Here is a 15,339-nt window from a genome sequence, read left to right as displayed (position 1 = left end):
CGGCCATCGCTACCACGTGGCTCGCCAGCGCTAGGAATGCGCGAGACACTCTGTCCAAGCTCGAATTAGACATTCTATCCACAGCCTGTCATCGCTCTGAGCTCAGGCTTGCCGGCTGCCTTGGTGGCCGCAGCGGTGAGCAGGTTGCCTGCTTCTTCGGGAGCCAGCCCGCTTCTGTTCAGGACTGGTGACTGCACAGCAGGTTAAGCGGTCAGTCGATCCGCTTCATGCCCTTGGCGAACTGCTTCCAGCGCGCGGAATAGCCAGCGGCCGTGCGGGCGATGCCGGCGACGGCGGCCTCGTCGAGGGTGCGGATCGCTCGTGCCGGCGAGCCAACGATCAATGAATTGTCCGGGAATTCCTTGCCCTCGGTCACCAGCGCATTGGCGCCGACCAGGCAGTTGCGGCCAATTTTAACGTGGTTGAGCACGGTCGCGCCCATGCCGATCAGGCTGTTCTCGCCGATGATGCAGCCATGCAGGATGGCGCGGTGGCCGATGGTGCAGCCGGCGCCGACCCTGAGCGGCGCGCCGGGATCGGTATGGAATACGCAGCCTTCCTGGATATTGGTGGCTTCGCCGATCTCGATCCACTCATTGTCGCCGCGCAGCACCGAGCCGAACCAGATCCCGACATCCTTCGCCAGCCGGACGCGGCCGATGAGATGGGCGTCGGGCGCGAGCCACCACTGCCCGTCCGGTGGGGTCTCGGGAGCGGTTCCGTCGAGCGAATAGAGCGGCATGGCGTATCCTCCAGGGCTTTTCAGCCCGAGGATTGCAGGCCGAGCACCCTGGCCGTCAAGCCGCGCCGATCATCATCAGCAGGTCGAGCACGACCCGGCCGCTGATCAGGCTCCAGAGCGAGGCGATCATGCTCGCTGCCATGACGAAAAAGAAGGGCCGACCTTCGAGCTGCCGGCCGCGCACGGTGTTGCGCAGGATCAGGAACGGTGCGCTGAACACCACCACAGGCACGCTCGCCACGGCCCCGACGCCGCCGCTCTGCAGCAATTCGAAGCCAGCGCGCTTGCGCGTGAACAGTTCGAAGGCGCTCGCCAGCAGGCCGGCGAAGGCAAAGCCGAGGATCAGCGATTTCAGCGCCTCGACGGCGGAGGGTTCGAGCGTCACGGGCACGGCTTCCAGCGGCTGCTGGTGGACCATGGCGTACACTCGCTCAACCGGGAAGCAAAGCTTTAACCAATGGTTAACCACGCCGGCCCTGACATGGTTTACGGGGCGTTAAGGCCGGTTTGATTGAGTGTCCTGACTGGGTCGCCCGCCGGCCCCGGGGACGAATCCGATGAGCCTCTACGCCGCGCCCGATCAGACCCAGCCGCTCACCGGCGCCACCGATGTCGCGGCGCTGATCCGCAACCATCTGAAGCGCCGCCCAGCGCCGGCCCTGCCGCGCGGAGACCGCGCGCTGCTGAAGCTTGCGGCCGCGATCGTCGCGCTCGGCCTTGGCGGCACCAGCCTTGCCCTCTTCGCCACCCACCCCGATCCCGATGCCGGGACCGAGCTGCAGGTCTCGCGTGTCGGCGATGTGGTGCTGGCGATCCCGCGGAATCTGACCGGCGCCGACAGCGACGAAGGGCGCCTCGTCGGCATGGCGCGTCTACGGCTCGACTGGCCGAATCTCGGGCCGGTGACGCCCGACACCAAGCATCGCCTGCTGGTGACCTTGAGTCCGCCGGACAAGGTCAACGAGCCGGCGACGCAGCTCTCGACCTATGCCCGCTTCCTGACGCCGACGGTCTGGTCCAATCCGGGCGGGCTGGTGGTGCGCGGCTTCCGCAAGGGCTCGCCCTATGAGGGCGACGAGCTCTATGTCTCGGCGCCGGACGGGCGTGGCTTTGCGGCGCGCTGCCCGCTGGAGACCGCCCAGAGCGGCCTCGACGAGCCTTGCCGCGTGACCTTCCGCCATCGCGGCGTCGATGTGAACATCCGCTTCCCGCGCGCCATCGTCGCCGACTGGCAGATCATGCTCGGCGGCGTGCGCCGCACGCTCGACGGGCTGATGCGCTGAGCGCCTGAACCCTCAATCCTCGAGATCGACGTCGAGGATCGCCATGGTGAAGTTGAACGAGCGGTCACCGTCCTCGTCGTCGACATGGATGATGCCGATGAACTCGTCGGCGAGATAGACCTCGGCCGAGTCGGTCTTCTTCAGCCGCGCACGCACGCTGATGCTGTGGTTCGCGAAGGTGCGACGGAGATAGGCTTCGAGCTTGGCGAGTTCGGTCTTGTCCACGATGACGATCCTTATGTGTGGCGCGGACGGATGCCACGCGTAGCCCGCGAGGGCAAGGACGAAGGCGATCCGGCCAACAACGCATGGCTCATGCGCATTGCAGCACTGACGTTGCGCCATCGGCCGTGCAAAGCTCCCGCTCCCGCCGCACTCGACGATGGATTCCCCGATGAAGCCCTGGTTGCCCGCCGCGCTCGACTATGTCGCCAGCTGGCTCGAATTCCAGCGCCGGTTCCATGACCAGCCCGGTTGCGCGGTCGCGATCGCCAGCGAGGGCGAGATCGTGCTGGAAGCTGCGTTCGGCAGCGCCGATCTTGCAACCGGCGAGGCGCTGACGCCGCGCCACGGCTTCCGCATCGCCTCGCATTCGAAGAGCTTCACCGCTGCGGGTACCTTGCGCCTCGTCGAGCAGGGGCGCCTGCGGCTCGACGACAGGGCCGGCGCCTATGTCGAGGGCCTGCACCCAGACGTTGCGGCGGTGACGCTGACCCAGTTGCTTTCCAACAGCGCCGGTCTCCTGCGGGACGGCGTAGACTCTGGCCAGTTCTTCGATCGCAAGCCCTATCTGCGCAAGGACGAGCTGCTCGCCGATCTCGCGCGGCCGCCGGTTTTCCCGGGCTCGCAGCGCCTGAAATATTCCAATCACGGCTTCGGCCTGCTCGGCCTCGTCATCGAGGCGGTCACGGCTGAGCCCTATGCCGACTGGATCGCCCGCGAGATCGTCGCGCCGGCCGGGCTGACGGAGACCAGGCCCGACATCACCCTCTGGACCGGGCCGATGGCGAAAGGCCATAGCGGCACGCAGCCGCTCGGCCGGCGCGTGGTGATCCCGGCCGACAATCCGGGCAACGCCATGGTGTCGGCCGCCGGCTTCGTCGCGACCGCGGCCGATATCGCCCGCTTCATCGCCCAGCTCTCGCCGACGGCCGAACGCAGCGTGCTGTCGGCGCTGAGCCGCCGCGAGATGACGCGCCGGCTCTGGCCCGATGCCGAAAGCAGCCTCGGCCGGCATTACGGACTCGGCACCATCTCGGGCGGCGGCGATGGCTGGGACTGGGTGGGCCATTCCGGTGGTTTCCAGGGCTTCATCACCCGCACCGCCACCCTCCCGACGCAGGGCCTAACCGTCTCCGTGCTGACCAACGCCATTGACGGCCTCGCCCATCCCTGGCTCGACGGCGTGATCCAGATCTTCAGGACCTTCGCCGAGCACGGCGCGCCGACACCGGCGACCGAGCGTTGGCGCAAGCGCCTCTGGACGATCTGGGGCGCCGGCGACCTCGTCCCGGTCGACGGCAAGGTGCTGATCGCCAATCCTGCGCTGTTCAATCCCTTTTTCGACGCCGGCGAGATCGTCCCGGACAGCGAGGACCAGGGCCGCATCGTCAAGGCCTCGGCCTTCGCCAGCCCGGGCGAGCCGGTGCGCCTGATCCGCAACGCCACGGGCGAGATCGAGCAGGCCTGGCTCGGCGCTGCGCAGGTGATCGGCGAAGAGGCGCTGAAGGCCGAGATGGTGGAACGGTATGATCAGCGCCATGCTCGGGCTTGACCCGAGCATCTCAGGCCGGCGGGCTCTAATGCCGCCTTCTCGTCCCGAGATTCGCCGGTCTTGGCTGCGCTTCGCCCGAGAATGACGCGCTACGCCCTCACCTCACATAATGCAGCCTTCCAAACCTCCTGCGGAAAACTGTGACATCGCGGGCGATCGCCTCGTCCGGGCGGGCGCGCGACAATCCGTCGGCGATGTAGCCGGCGAGCTCGGGCATGTGCTCGGGCTTCATGCCGAAGCGGACGATCTCGGGCGTGCCGAGTCTGAGGCCGTTGACGTCGCCTTCGACCTCCGCGATCGGCAGGCCGATGCCGCAGCTCAGGATGTTGACGGCTCGCAGCCGCTTCGCCGCCGCCTGCCCGCCGCCATAGGGTGCGGCCTCAATTGCGAACTGGTGCGAGGTCGTCATGCCGCGATCGCGGGCGAACACCGGCACCTGCCGCTCGACAAGAGCCTCTGCCAGCGCCTTGGCCGTCGCCGCCATCATCGCGGCGTAGTCGCGGCCGAACTCCTGCCAGTCCATCATGGTGATCGCCAGCGCCGCCGATTTCGCCGCGTCGAAATTGGCGGTCAGGCCTGGATAGGCGATGGCGTCGAGCCTCTCGGCAAGGCCGGCATCATTGGTGACGATCAGGCCGGAGGGCGGGCCGCCTAGGCTCTTATAGGTGCTCATCGTCATCGCATGAGCGCCATCTTCCAGCGGCTGCTGCCAGCCATGGCCCGCGATCATGCCGGAGAGATGGGCCGCGTCGAACAGCACGATCGCGCCGACCTCGTCGGCGATGGCGCGGATCTCGCGGATCGGGTGCGGAAACAAATTGAGGCTGCCGCCGATGCTGATCACCTTGGGACGCACCCGCAACGCATCCGCACGCAGCTTCTCGACATCGACCGTGTAACCGTCGGCATCGATCGGCGCCGGATGGGTGACGACGCCGTAGAGCCCGGCGGCACCGGCGCCGTGATGGGTGACATGGCCGCCGATCGCGGGCGGCGGCGCGATCACGACATCGCCGGGCCTGGCCGCCGCCATGAAGACGTAGAGATTGGCGATCGCACCCGAGGGCACGCGAATCTCGGCATAGGATGCGCCGAAGACCTGCGCCACCAGTTCGGCCGCCATCACCTCGATCTGCTCGATCGCCTCGAGGCCCATCTCGTATTTGTCGCCGGGATATCCGAGCGAGGGCCGCGTCCCAAGCCCCTGCCCCAGCACCGCCTCGGCGCGCGGGTTCATCACATTGGTCGCAGGGTTGAGATTGACGCAGTCGCGCTCGTGGATGGTGCGGTTCTCGGTGACGAGATCGGCAAGCCTCGCCTCGCGCGTGGCGCGGTCCTGGCCAGCGACCTCGCCGGCGATCCGCAGCACATAGTCCTCGCTTGCCTCCGGCACCCAACCGCGCCGCGCCAGTTTCACCGTCATCGCCATCCCCGCAGAGTGTTGTTTTGTGCGCCCATTGCAGCGATTTGCCGGGGCTTATGCAAACCAGTTATCGTCGCCGGCAGGGCTAGAAAATCTAGGCCTGCAACGTCGTTTCGCCCATGCCCGTCAGACCACCGCGTCCACACCTGCCGCCGCTCAATGCGCTGCGTGCCTTCGAGGCAGCTGCGCGGCTCGGCAGCTTCTCGAAGGCGGCCGAGGAGATCGGCGTTACGCAAGGCGCGATCGCCCAGCAAATTCGGCATCTCGAAGCCTTCCTCGGGCTGACCTTGTTCCGGCGGCTGCCGCAGGGCGTCGCGCTGACGGAGGCCGCGCAGGAAGCCCGGCCGCGGCTCAGCGCCGCCTTCGATGCGCTCGCGGTGACGGTGCAAGACCTCAAGGCGAGCCATGCCGGCCGGGCGCTCACCATCGCCGCCCTGCCCTGCATCGCCCAGCTCTGGCTGTCGCCGCGCCTGCCGGCGCTGCAACAGGCCTTTCCGGGCCTGGCCATCTCGATCAGCGCGATGGAAGACCCGCCGACGGGCCGGCACGAGAGCTTCGACCTGGCGCTGTTCTATCTCGCCGCGCCGCCGGCTGACGCACTCGCGCTAGGCGAAGACAGCCTGTTCCCGGTCTGCACCCCGGCGCTCGCCGGCAAGCTGCGGACGCCGGCCGATCTCGCCGCCCAGACCTTGCTGCACGACGCGGTCTGGCGCAGCGACTGGGCGCGCTGGTTGCGCCTTGCCGGCGCAAGCGGGATCGATGCCGGCCGCGGCCCGTCCTATTCGCTCTATGCGCTGGCGCTCGATGCCGCGCTTGGCGGCGCCGGCATCCTGATCGGCCGCCGGAGCCTGGTTGCGCCTTACCTTGCGAAGGGGCGGCTCGTCCGGCCGTTCACCGAAGAACTCCCGACCGGCGACCGGCTATCGCTGCTGTTTCCGCAAGCCGGCAAGCCGCATCCGCGGCGGGCCGAGCTCATTGCCTGGCTGGAAGCCGGCAACTGAACGAAAAAGGGCGGCTCGTGAGAGCCGCCCTCCGGATCGACACCGGCCAAAGCCGATAAAGAAATCAGCGCTTCGAGAACTGGAAGCTGCGGCGGGCCTTGGCCTTGCCGAACTTCTTGCGCTCGACCACGCGCGAATCGCGGGTCAAGAAGCCTTCCTTCTTGAGCGGACCGCGGAGCTCGGGCTCGTAGAAGGTCAGAGCCTTGGAGATGCCGTGACGGACTGCGCCGGCCTGGCCGGAGAGGCCGCCGCCCTTGACCGAGACGATGACGTCGTACTGGGTCATGCGGTCGACCAGCATCAGCGGCTGCTGCAGGATCAGGCGCAGCACCGGACGGGCGAAGTAGACTTCCTGGTCACGGGTGTTGACCGTGATCTTGCCGGAACCCGGCTTGATCCAGACGCGGGCGATGGCGTTCTTGCGCTTGCCAGTGGCATAGGCGCGGCCCTGCGCGTCGACCTTCTTGACGTGGACGGGAGCCTCGGGCTGGACGCCCTTGGCGACCTGACCGAGCTGCTCGAGAGACTGGAGAACCTCAGCCATGGTCAGACCCTCGCGTTCTTGCGGTTGAGCGCCGAGACGTCGAGCGCCTCAGGCGACTGGGCGGCGTGCGGGTGCTCAGAGCCCTTGTAGACGCGCAGATTGCCGAGGATCTGGCGGAAGAGAGGGCCGCGCGGCAGCATGCGCTCGACAGCCTTCTCGACGACGCGCTCGGGGAAGCGGCCTTCGAGCAGGAACTTGGCGGAACGCTCCTTGATGCCACCCGGGAAGCCGGTGTGGTGGTAGTAGACCTTCTGGTCGCGCTTGCGACCGGTCAGCACCACCTTCTCGGCGTTGATGACGATGATGTTGTCGCCGCAGTCGACATGCGGGGTGTAAGCGGCCTTGTGCTTGCCGCGCAGACGCATCGCCACCAGGGAGGCGAGACGACCGACGACGAGCCCGGAGGCGTCGATCACAACCCACTTCTTCTCGACATCGGCGGGCTTGAGCGAGATGGTCTTCATCGCGGCACCCTTCGGCTGCTTGAAAAAAGGACAAGCCGCCGGGAGGCCGGCGGCGGTGTGGTCGGTGGATAGGTGGCTACCCTCCAGATGTCAAGCGAAGATAATGCGCCGCCTTGACGAAAAACGTATTGTTTTCAGAGTAATGCATAAAACGGTATCAGGATACCGCCAAAGAGCGAAAGCTTGCGCGCCCCGCTCCGGCGCGCCAGCATGACTCAACACAATTCGGAGGAACGCCATGCCAGCCCCCGCAACCCGTCATCTCGCCGGCGCCATGCTGCTCGCACTTCCGCTGGTCTTCGCGCAGGCGGCCCTCGCCGAGGTGCATGTGCTCAGCTCCGGCGGCTTTACTGCCGCCTACAGGGACCTTGTCGCCGGGTGCGAGGTGAAGCTCGGCGAGAAAGTCGTGAGCGCCTATGGCGCCTCGATGGGAGCCGCCCCGGACGCGATCCCGAACCGGTTGGCGCGCGGCGAGCCGGCCGATGTGGTGATCCTGGCGGCCGATGCCTTCGACAGGCTGGTCAAGGACGGCAAGGGCGCGGCTGGGACCCGCGTCGACCTCGCGCGCTCGGCGATCGGGCTTTCGGTCAAGGCCGGGGCGCCCAAGCCTGACATCTCGACCGTCGAGGCGCTGAAGAAGACGCTGATGGAGGCCAAGTCGATCGCCTATTCGGCGAGCGCCAGCGGCACCTATCTCTCCGAGGAGCTCTTTCCGAAGCTCGACCCCAGCGGCCAGGTCATGGCCAAGGCGAAGAAGATCTTCTCCGAACGCGTCGGCACGATCGTCGCCCGGGGCGAGGCCGAGCTCGGCTTCCAGCAGGTCAGCGAATTGCTGCCGATCGAGGGCCTCGATTTCGTCGGCACGCTGCCGGAAGAGGTCCAGCGCGTGACGGTCTTCTCGGCCGGCCTCGCGGCCGGCGCCAAGCAGCCGGAGGCGGCGAAGAAGCTGATCGCCTGCCTCGGCTCGGCGGAAGCGGCACCGGCGATACGGAAGACTGGCTTGGAGCCGATTTCGGGGAAATAGCCGGGGCTACCGCTCCGCCGGTATCGAATAGGTCCCCGTCGCATGGCAGACCATCTCGGCCTCGCCCTGCGAATAGAGGCAGACCTCGCCGACGGCGAGGCGCTTGCCGAGCTTGAGCAGCTTCGCTTCCCCGATCAGCGCCGCCTGCCCGGGCTTGCGCAGGAAATTGTAGTTGAGGCTCGTCGTCACCGCGAGCGCGACCGGGCCGATCTGAGCGAGGATCGCGACATAGAGCGCGAGATCGGCCAGCGCCATCATGGTCGGGCCGGAGATAGTGCCGCCCGGGCGCAGATGCTTCTCATGATAGTCGCAGCGCATGCGCGCAGTGAGCGGCCCGACCTCCTCGACGAAATAGGTGCGGCCGCCATAGTGGAGCTGCGGGAAGGCCTGATCGAGAAAGGCCTCGATCTCGGCGGCGCTCATGCGGGTCGTCATCGTGCGGAAAACCGAGGGCTGATCGGACGTCAGTCCCCTTGCAGCACGGGCCCAGCCTCCCGACAATAGGACAAACAGCGAAAGGCCTGTCGCCATGAACGCCCATGCCAAGGCGCAGATCCTGCTGCGCGAGGATGCCGACGGCATCGCGACGCTGACCCTCAACCGGCCCGAGGCACGCAATCCGCTGAGCGAGGCGATGCTGGCGGCGCTGGCGGAGACACTCGCCGCGATCGCGAACGACGACAGCATCCGCGCGGTGGTGCTGGCGGCTGCCGGCCCGGTGTTTTCCGCGGGCCACGACCTCAAGGAGATGAGCGCGCGCCGGGCCGATCCCGATCGTGGCCGTGCCTACTTCGCCGACATCCTCGGACGTTGCTCGGGCGTGATGCAGCAGATCACTGCCCTGCCCCAGCCGGTGATCGCCGCGGTCGAAGGCACGGCGACAGCTGCCGGCTGCCAGCTCGTCGCGAGCTGCGACCTCGCCGTCGCCGGCGAAGGCGCGCGCTTCTGCACGCCCGGCGTCCATATCGGCCTGTTCTGCTCGACGCCGATGGTGGCGCTCTCGCGCAACCTTTCGGCCAAGCATGCGATGGAGATGCTGCTGCTCGGCGAGATGGTCCCGGCGCCAGAGGCGGCCCAGATGGGCCTCGTCAACCGCGTCGTGCCGGCAGGGGAAGCGCTGGCAGAAGCGAAGCGGCTTGCGGCGGTGATCGCCTCGAAATCGGCGGCGACGGTGAAGGTCGGAAAGCGCACCTTCTACGAGCAGCGCGAGATGGGGCTGAAGGCGGCCTATGACCACGCCTCGGCGGTGATGGTCGAGAACATGCTGGCGCGTGACGCCGAGGAAGGCATCAGCGCCTTCATGGAGAAGCGGACGCCGGACTGGCGCCACAGCTGAGCGGGCGGGCTCGCCGCAAGACGAGTCCGCCATCGGGAATGCACGCCTATGCGCCTATGGCCGCATGCTCAGATGCCGAAGAGCGGGATCGGTTCGTTCTGCGTCCGGGCCGGTTCGACTTCAGCGGGCGCCGTGCGCTGCGCATGCTCATCCGCCGGCAATTGTAGCACGGTCGCCATCTGGCCCTCAGAAAGGTTGGTCAGCAGCACGACCTGGCCGTTGGGCAGTTCGATCGCGTCATGATGGGCATAGGGCTTGTCGAGATCGACCTGGCGGAAGCGCGCAACAGTCGCCCTGAGACGGCGACGCGGCAGGAAGCCGATCGCCCTGTCGCATTCGATCTCGGCGGAAAACGCCAGCTCCGTGCCGGGCATCACGCAAACCGCGACGTTCGGCTGAGCCGCGGAACTGAAGCCCCTTGTGCTCGATCCGGGAAAGCTGGTGGTCTTGAGGATGTCGCCGACTTTGGCAGGAGTCGACATAACATGGTGCAGACTGTAGTCGCACATGGCAGGCCCTCCTTGGTGCTGAAGAGCGGGATTTGCCCCGCATTCTTCAAGATGGGGAACCAGCTTGCCGACGCTATGTTCCGGACCTGCGCGCGGCTTCGCGATTGATTCAGGGAAGGCTGGTAATTGGTTCAATTCGCTGGGATTTTGACTCCGTGAATCATGACGCTTACGACGATGCGCTCATTCGCCGCATCCTGCGCGAGGTGAAGACCGTCGCGCTGGTCGGCGCCTCCGCCAACGAGGCGCGGCCGAGCTGGATCGTCACAAAATACCTGCTCGATCGCGGCTATGAGGTGATCCCGGTCAATCCGGGCCTCGCCGGCCAGACGCTGCTGGGCAAGACGGTCTACGGCTCGCTGAAGGAGATCCCGCAGCCGATCGACATGGTCGAGATCTTCCGCAACTCGGAAGCGGCGGGGCCGATCACCGACGAGGCGCTCGGCCTCTCGCCGCTGCCGAAGGTGGTCTGGATGCAGCTTTCGGTGCGCAATGACGAGGCTGCGGTGAAGGCCGAAGCCAAGGGTGTCACCGTGATCATGAACCGCTGCCCGAAGATCGAATATGGCCGACTTTCCGGCGAGATCGGCTGGCAGGGCATCAATTCGCGCATCCTCTCGGCGAAGAAGCCGGTGCTCGCCGGCAAGGGCTTCCAGAAGCTGACGATCGACCGGCCGGGGACGTAAACCGAGCCGCTTGATCACGAGTGTCCCGACCTCCACTCTTCAGGTCGTCCCGGGCGACCGGAGGGAGACCCGGGACCCATGCCTGAGCCTTTCCAATGGAGGTTCAGGCATGGGTCCCGGATCTCCGCTTCGCTTCGTCCGGGACGACTGGCATGGTGTTGCGTGGTCTTAACTGGAGAAGGTCGATGCCCAGCCTCGATCGCCGCAGCTTCCTGCTCGCCGGGCTCGCCAGCGCGTTCGGCGCAGGCAGCGCCCGCGCCGCCTTTCCCGAACGGCCGATCCAGCTCTTCGTGCCCTTTGCCCCGGCCGGCGGCACCGATATCGCGGCACGCCGGCTCGGCGAGACCCTGGCGCGGCAGCTCGGCCAGTCCGTGGTCATCGACAATAGGCCGGGCGCCAACGGCATCGTCGCCGGGCAGGCCGTGGTGAAAGCTCAAGGCGACGGCCACACACTCCTGGTCGCGACGGCGGCGAGCTTCGCCGCCGCTCCGGCGCTCGGCCAGAAGCTGCCCTATGATGTCGCGCATGATTTTGTGCCGGTCGGCATGCTCGGCCTGTTCCCGCTGGTGCTGAACGCCTCGCCGGCCCTGCCGGTCGCGTCGCTCGCCGAGTTCGTCGCCTATGCGAGGCAGAGGCCCGGCCAGCTCAACTTCGCCTCGGCTGGGATTGGCGGCACCAACCACCTGGTCTTCGAGATGATCATGCAGGCGGCCGGGATCAGGCTGGCGCATGTGCCCTATCGCGGCGCGGGGCTCGCCGCGGCAGACCTGATGTCGGGGCAGGTCCATGTCATGATCGATAGCCTCGCCGCCAGCCTGGGCAATATCCAGGGCGGCAAGCTGAAGGCACTCGCCGTCACCACTGACGCCCGCCAGCCGCAGCTTCCCGATCTGCCGACGCTCAGGGAACAGGGCGTCGATCTCGTCTATCCCGGCTGGGCCTCGATCGTCGCGCCGGCCGGCATCGCTCCCGACACGCTGCGCATCCTGAGCAGCGCGATCAATGCGGCGATGGCCGATGCCGAGCTGGTTGCGCGCTATCGCGAGCTGGTGATCGAGCCTGTCGCCTGGAGCCCGCAGGAGACCAGCACCTTCATGGCCCGCGACCGGGCCATCCTGACCGAGCTCGTGGCGAAGACCGGGATCAAGCTAACCGAATAGCCGCCAGATTGACGCTGCGGATGCCGTTCGTTAAACCGAACACCTCTGTTCGAAAAGACCTTCCGAGGGAGCACGCCATGACCGACCGCGCACCGGGTTTCCACACGCTCGCCGTCCATGCCGGCGCCGCTCCCGACGCAGCCACCGGCGCGCGCGCCACGCCGATCTACCAGACGACCTCCTTTGTCTTCGACGATGTCGACCACGCCGCCTCGCTGTTCGGGCTGCAGGCCTTCGGCAACATCTATACCCGCATCGGCAACCCGACGAACGCGGTGCTCGAGGAGCGTGTCGCGGCGCTGGAGGGCGGCACGGCGGCGCTTGCCGTAGCCTCGGGCCACGCCGCCGAGTTCCTCTGCTTCCACGCGCTGCTGCAGCCGGGCGACGAGTTCGTCGCCGCCAAGAAGCTCTATGGCGGCTCGATCAATCAGTTCAACCACTCCTACAAGAACTTCGGCTGGAACGTGATCTGGGCCGATTCCGACGATCTGGAAGCCTTCGCCGCGGCGGTGACGCCGAAGACCAAGGCGATCTTCATCGAATCGATCGCCAATCCCGGCGGCGTCATCGTCGACATCGAGGGCATCTCGAAGATCGCGAAGAAGCACAACATCCCGCTGATCGTCGACAACACGATGGCTAGCCCCTATCTGATCCGTCCGTTCGAGCACGGCGCCGACATCGTTGTGCATTCGGCGACCAAGTTCCTGGGCGGCCATGGCAATTCGATCGGCGGCCTGATCGTCGATGGCGGCTCGTTCAACTGGACCGGCGACGAGCGCTACCCGATGCTGTCCAAGCCACGGCCGGAATATAACGGCATGGTGCTGGGCGAGACCTTCGGCAATTTCGCCTTCGCGATCGCGACCCGCGTGCTCGGCCTGCGCGACATGGGCCCGGCGCTCTCGCCCTTCAACGCCTTCATGATCCTGACCGGCATCGAGACGCTGCCGCTGCGTATGCAGCGCCATTGCGAGAACACCCTCAAGGTGGCGACGCATCTGTCCAAGCACCCGGCGGTCGAATGGGTGAACTATGCCGGCCTGCCGGATAACAAATACCACGCTCTCGCCCAGCGCTATTGCCCCAAGGGCGCCGGCGCGGTCTTCACTTTCGGCCTCAAGGGCGGCTACGACGCCGGCGTCCAGCTGGTCTCGAAGCTGTCGCTATTCTCGCATCTCGCCAATATCGGCGATACGCGCTCGCTGGTGATCCATCCGGCCTCGACCACCCACCGCCAGCTCTCGGACGCGCAGAAAACGGCGTCGGGCGCCGGCCCGGAAGTGGTGCGCCTGTCGATCGGCATCGAGGATGTCGAGGACCTGATCGCGGACCTCGATCAGGCGCTGGCGTAACGGGCGAATGCGTCAGGCCTCCAGCGCCAGACGCAGTTCGACCTCAGCCTCGACATAGTCCCATTCACGCGTGGCCCGCAGCCGTGCGGTCATCGCCCAGAAGTCGGCCTCGTGCTCCGGCGCGAACTCGAACCATGTCAGGAAGTCGAAGCGCTCGTCGAGATCGCGCGAATGGTGCAGGCGGCGGGCCACCGCCGGCAGCGCCGTGAGGCCGATCCGGGTGTGATGCGAGGTTTCCTCGAAGATGGCGCGCCGCTCATCCTGCGCGAGGGCCCACCAGGCCGGCGATTTGCGGATCGGGATCAGGACCGCCTGACTGGCCGATGGCCGCGCCAGAGCCGGTTGGAGTTGCGCGAGCGTCGTCACCTCCGAGCGTGTCGCATAGCGAGCGTTGCTGATCGCGCCCCGCAAGCGCCAGGTCGCGGCCCCCGAAGGCTCGCCCTCGGTCATGAGCAGCCGCCTGACCTCCGGCAACGGCTCGCCGCGGATCGCGCGGATATCAAGCACACGCCATGGCCCGACGTCGCCGCCCGAGAAAACCACGATCCTGCTCATCGATAGGCCTCAGCTCGAAACCGTCTGCGGACGGCCCGAGACGTCAAGCAAGCTGCGTGCCTGCCGAGAGGCGCGTCACGTGCACCACGCCCATCGCCAGCACGGTGAAGCCGAGCGCCTGATGGGCGAGCCCGGCCCAGAGCGGCACCACCAGCAGCAGCGTCACGATGCCGAGCGCGGACTGCGCCAACACCAGACCAGCAATGGCGGTGGCGCGCTTGGCGCCGCCTGAGCCCGGCGCGGCGCGGCGCAAACTCAGCATATGCCAGAGCGCGAAGGCGAGCAGGATGTAGGCGCCGATGCGGTGGTTGAACTGCACCAGCGCGACATTGTCGACGAAGTTCTCCCAGAAAGGAGTGCCGGCGAACAGTGTCGAAGCCGGCGGAACCAGCGCCCCGTCCATCAGCGGCCAGGTATTGAAGGTGAAGCCGGCCTTGGAGCCGGCGACGAGCCCACCGAGCGCGATCTGAACGAAAAGCAAAAAGAGCAGGAACCAGGCGGCACCCCTGCCCCAGGCCGGCTCGATGCGACGCAGCGGGGTGAGCCAGGTGGCGAAGGCGATGACGCTGGCGAAGAAAAAGCCGGCGAAGGTCAGGTGCAGCGTCAGCTTGACCGGAGCGACCGCGACCATGCCGGGCTGCAAGCCCGAAGCGACCATGATCCAGCCGATCGTGCCCTGCAGGCCGAGCAGCAGGCCCATGCCGAACAGGATCGCGGTTTCGCGCCAGGGCATCGAGCGCCGCAGCAGCACGACGAAGAAGCCGGCGAGATAGAGCAGGCCGATGAAGCGGCCGAGCTGGCGGTGGCCCCATTCCCACCAGTAGATGAACTTGAAATCGGCAAGCTCCATGCCGGTATTCAGCAGCTGGTACTGCGGGCTCAGGCGATATTTCTCGAATTCGAGTGCCCAGGCCGCGTCTGACAGCGGCGGGATCGCGCCGGTGACCGGCCGCCATTCGGTGATCGAGAGGCCGGAGCCGGTCAACCGCGTCGCCCCGCCGACCACCACCATGACGAAGACCAGGAAGGCGATGGCCCAGAGCCAGCGGCGGATGCCGGCATGGCCGTTGGCGGCCGGAACGGCTGGCTGATCGAGCGCGATCGTCACGGCGGCGGGACCTCGGGTCGCAGGCGGCAGAGTTGATTGCGCTTCACAAGCGCGGCGGCGGGTGACAGATAGTCCGCCCGCAAGACCTGAACAACGCCCGCAATGCCGCAGCCCGGACCACGATCGCCATGAGGCAGACCCATCGCAAGCTCATCGGCACGGTCGTGATGATCGTCTTCGTCTGCGTCTACGCGCTCGTCGCGATGGCGCTGGCGCAGGGACGGATCACTGAGGCTTCGAAGCCGGTGCAGACCATCGCCTATATCGTGCTCGGGCTGGTCTGGGTGCTGCCGCTGCTGCCGCTGATCAAGTGGATGGAGCGGAAGGACGAGGTTTGAGGCTCAGAACCCCTCTCCTGAAAGGAGAGGGTTCTCC

19 protein-coding genes are annotated in these 15,339 nt (G+C 66.9%); 9 read left to right on the top strand and 10 right to left on the bottom strand.

Annotated features, from left to right (window positions below; translation table 11 throughout):
- Positions 1 to 211 precede the first annotated feature (211 nt).
- Both ACFPOB_RS23395 and ACFPOB_RS23390 read right to left on the bottom strand, forming a co-directional pair.
- Complete coding sequence (locus tag ACFPOB_RS23395) at positions 212 to 742, bottom strand: gamma carbonic anhydrase family protein (RefSeq protein ID WP_377800776.1); 531 nt, start codon at positions 740 to 742, stop codon at positions 212 to 214.
- Positions 743 to 797: 55 nt separating this feature from the next.
- A complete protein-coding gene (locus tag ACFPOB_RS23390; RefSeq protein WP_377800808.1) occupies positions 798 to 1,127 on the bottom strand; it encodes a DUF6949 family protein in 330 nt (109 codons plus the stop codon).
- Positions 1,128 to 1,299: 172 nt separating this feature from the next.
- Between ACFPOB_RS23390 and ACFPOB_RS23385 the strand changes: the two genes are divergently transcribed.
- Positions 1,300 to 2,025, top strand: coding sequence for a hypothetical protein (locus ACFPOB_RS23385; RefSeq protein ID WP_377800775.1), 726 nt, complete (start codon positions 1,300 to 1,302; stop codon positions 2,023 to 2,025).
- A 12-nt stretch (positions 2,026 to 2,037) separates the two neighbouring features.
- On the opposite strand, the gene ACFPOB_RS23380 is transcribed toward ACFPOB_RS23385, so the two are convergent.
- On the bottom strand, positions 2,038 to 2,250 hold the full coding sequence (locus ACFPOB_RS23380) for a DUF3126 family protein (protein WP_377800774.1): 213 nt from the start codon (positions 2,248 to 2,250) through the stop codon (positions 2,038 to 2,040).
- 169 nt (positions 2,251 to 2,419) lie between these two features.
- On the opposite strand from ACFPOB_RS23380, the gene ACFPOB_RS23375 reads away from it, so the two are divergent.
- Positions 2,420 to 3,799 carry a serine hydrolase domain-containing protein gene (locus ACFPOB_RS23375; protein WP_377800773.1) on the top strand — a complete coding sequence of 460 codons (1,380 nt, stop codon included), beginning with the start codon at positions 2,420 to 2,422 and terminating at the stop codon, positions 3,797 to 3,799.
- Between the two features lie 97 nt (positions 3,800 to 3,896).
- Here the strand turns inward: ACFPOB_RS23375 and ACFPOB_RS23370 are convergent, their stop codons facing one another.
- On the bottom strand, positions 3,897 to 5,222 hold the full coding sequence (locus ACFPOB_RS23370; RefSeq protein WP_377800772.1) for a serine hydroxymethyltransferase: 1,326 nt from the start codon (positions 5,220 to 5,222) through the stop codon (positions 3,897 to 3,899).
- A gap of 119 nt (positions 5,223 to 5,341) precedes the next feature.
- On the opposite strand from ACFPOB_RS23370, the gene ACFPOB_RS23365 reads away from it, so the two are divergent.
- Positions 5,342 to 6,223: a LysR substrate-binding domain-containing protein gene (locus ACFPOB_RS23365; RefSeq protein WP_377800771.1), complete on the top strand. Its 882-nt coding sequence runs from the start codon at positions 5,342 to 5,344 to the stop codon at positions 6,221 to 6,223.
- Between the two features lie 64 nt (positions 6,224 to 6,287).
- Here ACFPOB_RS23365 and rpsI read toward each other — a convergent pair whose 3' ends face one another.
- Complete coding sequence (gene rpsI / locus ACFPOB_RS23360) at positions 6,288 to 6,767, bottom strand: 30S ribosomal protein S9 (RefSeq protein WP_377800770.1); 480 nt, start codon at positions 6,765 to 6,767, stop codon at positions 6,288 to 6,290.
- A gap of 2 nt (positions 6,768 to 6,769) precedes the next feature.
- Positions 6,770 to 7,231 (bottom strand): 50S ribosomal protein L13, encoded by a 462-nt coding sequence (gene rplM / locus ACFPOB_RS23355; RefSeq protein WP_377800769.1) that lies wholly within the window; start codon positions 7,229 to 7,231, stop codon positions 6,770 to 6,772.
- A 238-nt stretch (positions 7,232 to 7,469) separates the two neighbouring features.
- Between rplM and ACFPOB_RS23350 the strand changes: the two genes are divergently transcribed.
- The gene (locus ACFPOB_RS23350) at positions 7,470 to 8,255 is read left to right on the top strand and encodes a substrate-binding domain-containing protein (protein WP_377800768.1); all 786 of its coding nucleotides are present in this window, start codon (positions 7,470 to 7,472) and stop codon (positions 8,253 to 8,255) included.
- Positions 8,256 to 8,261: 6 nt separating this feature from the next.
- On the opposite strand, the gene ACFPOB_RS23345 is transcribed toward ACFPOB_RS23350, so the two are convergent.
- A complete protein-coding gene (locus ACFPOB_RS23345) occupies positions 8,262 to 8,678 on the bottom strand; it encodes a PaaI family thioesterase (RefSeq protein WP_377800767.1) in 417 nt (138 codons plus the stop codon).
- Between the two features lie 106 nt (positions 8,679 to 8,784).
- Between ACFPOB_RS23345 and ACFPOB_RS23340 the strand changes: the two genes are divergently transcribed.
- The gene (locus ACFPOB_RS23340; protein ID WP_377800766.1) at positions 8,785 to 9,591 is read left to right on the top strand and encodes an enoyl-CoA hydratase; all 807 of its coding nucleotides are present in this window, start codon (positions 8,785 to 8,787) and stop codon (positions 9,589 to 9,591) included.
- A 68-nt stretch (positions 9,592 to 9,659) separates the two neighbouring features.
- Here the strand turns inward: ACFPOB_RS23340 and ACFPOB_RS23335 are convergent, their stop codons facing one another.
- The gene (locus tag ACFPOB_RS23335) at positions 9,660 to 10,100 is read right to left on the bottom strand and encodes a hypothetical protein (RefSeq protein ID WP_377800765.1); all 441 of its coding nucleotides are present in this window, start codon (positions 10,098 to 10,100) and stop codon (positions 9,660 to 9,662) included.
- Between the two features lie 155 nt (positions 10,101 to 10,255).
- On the opposite strand from ACFPOB_RS23335, the gene ACFPOB_RS23330 reads away from it, so the two are divergent.
- From ACFPOB_RS23330 to ACFPOB_RS23320, 3 genes are all read left to right on the top strand, one after another.
- Entirely contained in the window at positions 10,256 to 10,786 is a 531-nt protein-coding gene (locus ACFPOB_RS23330) for a CoA-binding protein (protein WP_377800764.1), read from the top strand.
- Positions 10,787 to 10,971: 185 nt separating this feature from the next.
- Positions 10,972 to 11,946, top strand: coding sequence for a Bug family tripartite tricarboxylate transporter substrate binding protein (locus ACFPOB_RS23325; protein WP_377800763.1), 975 nt, complete (start codon positions 10,972 to 10,974; stop codon positions 11,944 to 11,946).
- 77 nt (positions 11,947 to 12,023) lie between these two features.
- Positions 12,024 to 13,301, top strand: coding sequence for an O-acetylhomoserine aminocarboxypropyltransferase (locus ACFPOB_RS23320; RefSeq protein ID WP_377800762.1), 1,278 nt, complete (start codon positions 12,024 to 12,026; stop codon positions 13,299 to 13,301).
- Positions 13,302 to 13,313: 12 nt separating this feature from the next.
- Here ACFPOB_RS23320 and ACFPOB_RS23315 read toward each other — a convergent pair whose 3' ends face one another.
- Positions 13,314 to 13,856 carry a chlorite dismutase family protein gene (locus ACFPOB_RS23315; protein WP_377800761.1) on the bottom strand — a complete coding sequence of 181 codons (543 nt, stop codon included), beginning with the start codon at positions 13,854 to 13,856 and terminating at the stop codon, positions 13,314 to 13,316.
- A gap of 43 nt (positions 13,857 to 13,899) precedes the next feature.
- The gene (locus ACFPOB_RS23310) at positions 13,900 to 14,964 is read right to left on the bottom strand and encodes a COX15/CtaA family protein (protein ID WP_377800760.1); all 1,065 of its coding nucleotides are present in this window, start codon (positions 14,962 to 14,964) and stop codon (positions 13,900 to 13,902) included.
- A 128-nt stretch (positions 14,965 to 15,092) separates the two neighbouring features.
- Here ACFPOB_RS23310 and ACFPOB_RS23305 point away from each other — a divergent pair, with 128 nt between their 5' ends.
- A complete protein-coding gene (locus ACFPOB_RS23305) occupies positions 15,093 to 15,302 on the top strand; it encodes a DUF2842 domain-containing protein (RefSeq protein ID WP_377800759.1) in 210 nt (69 codons plus the stop codon).
- Positions 15,303 to 15,339: the final 37 nt, after the last annotated feature.

This window comes from Allobosea eneae (assembly GCF_042657265.1).
In the GTDB taxonomy this organism is placed as follows: Bacteria; Pseudomonadota; Alphaproteobacteria; order Rhizobiales; family Beijerinckiaceae; genus Allobosea; species Allobosea eneae.
Note: the sequence above shows the minus strand (reverse complement) of the source record. Positions and strands in the feature narration are given on the sequence as shown.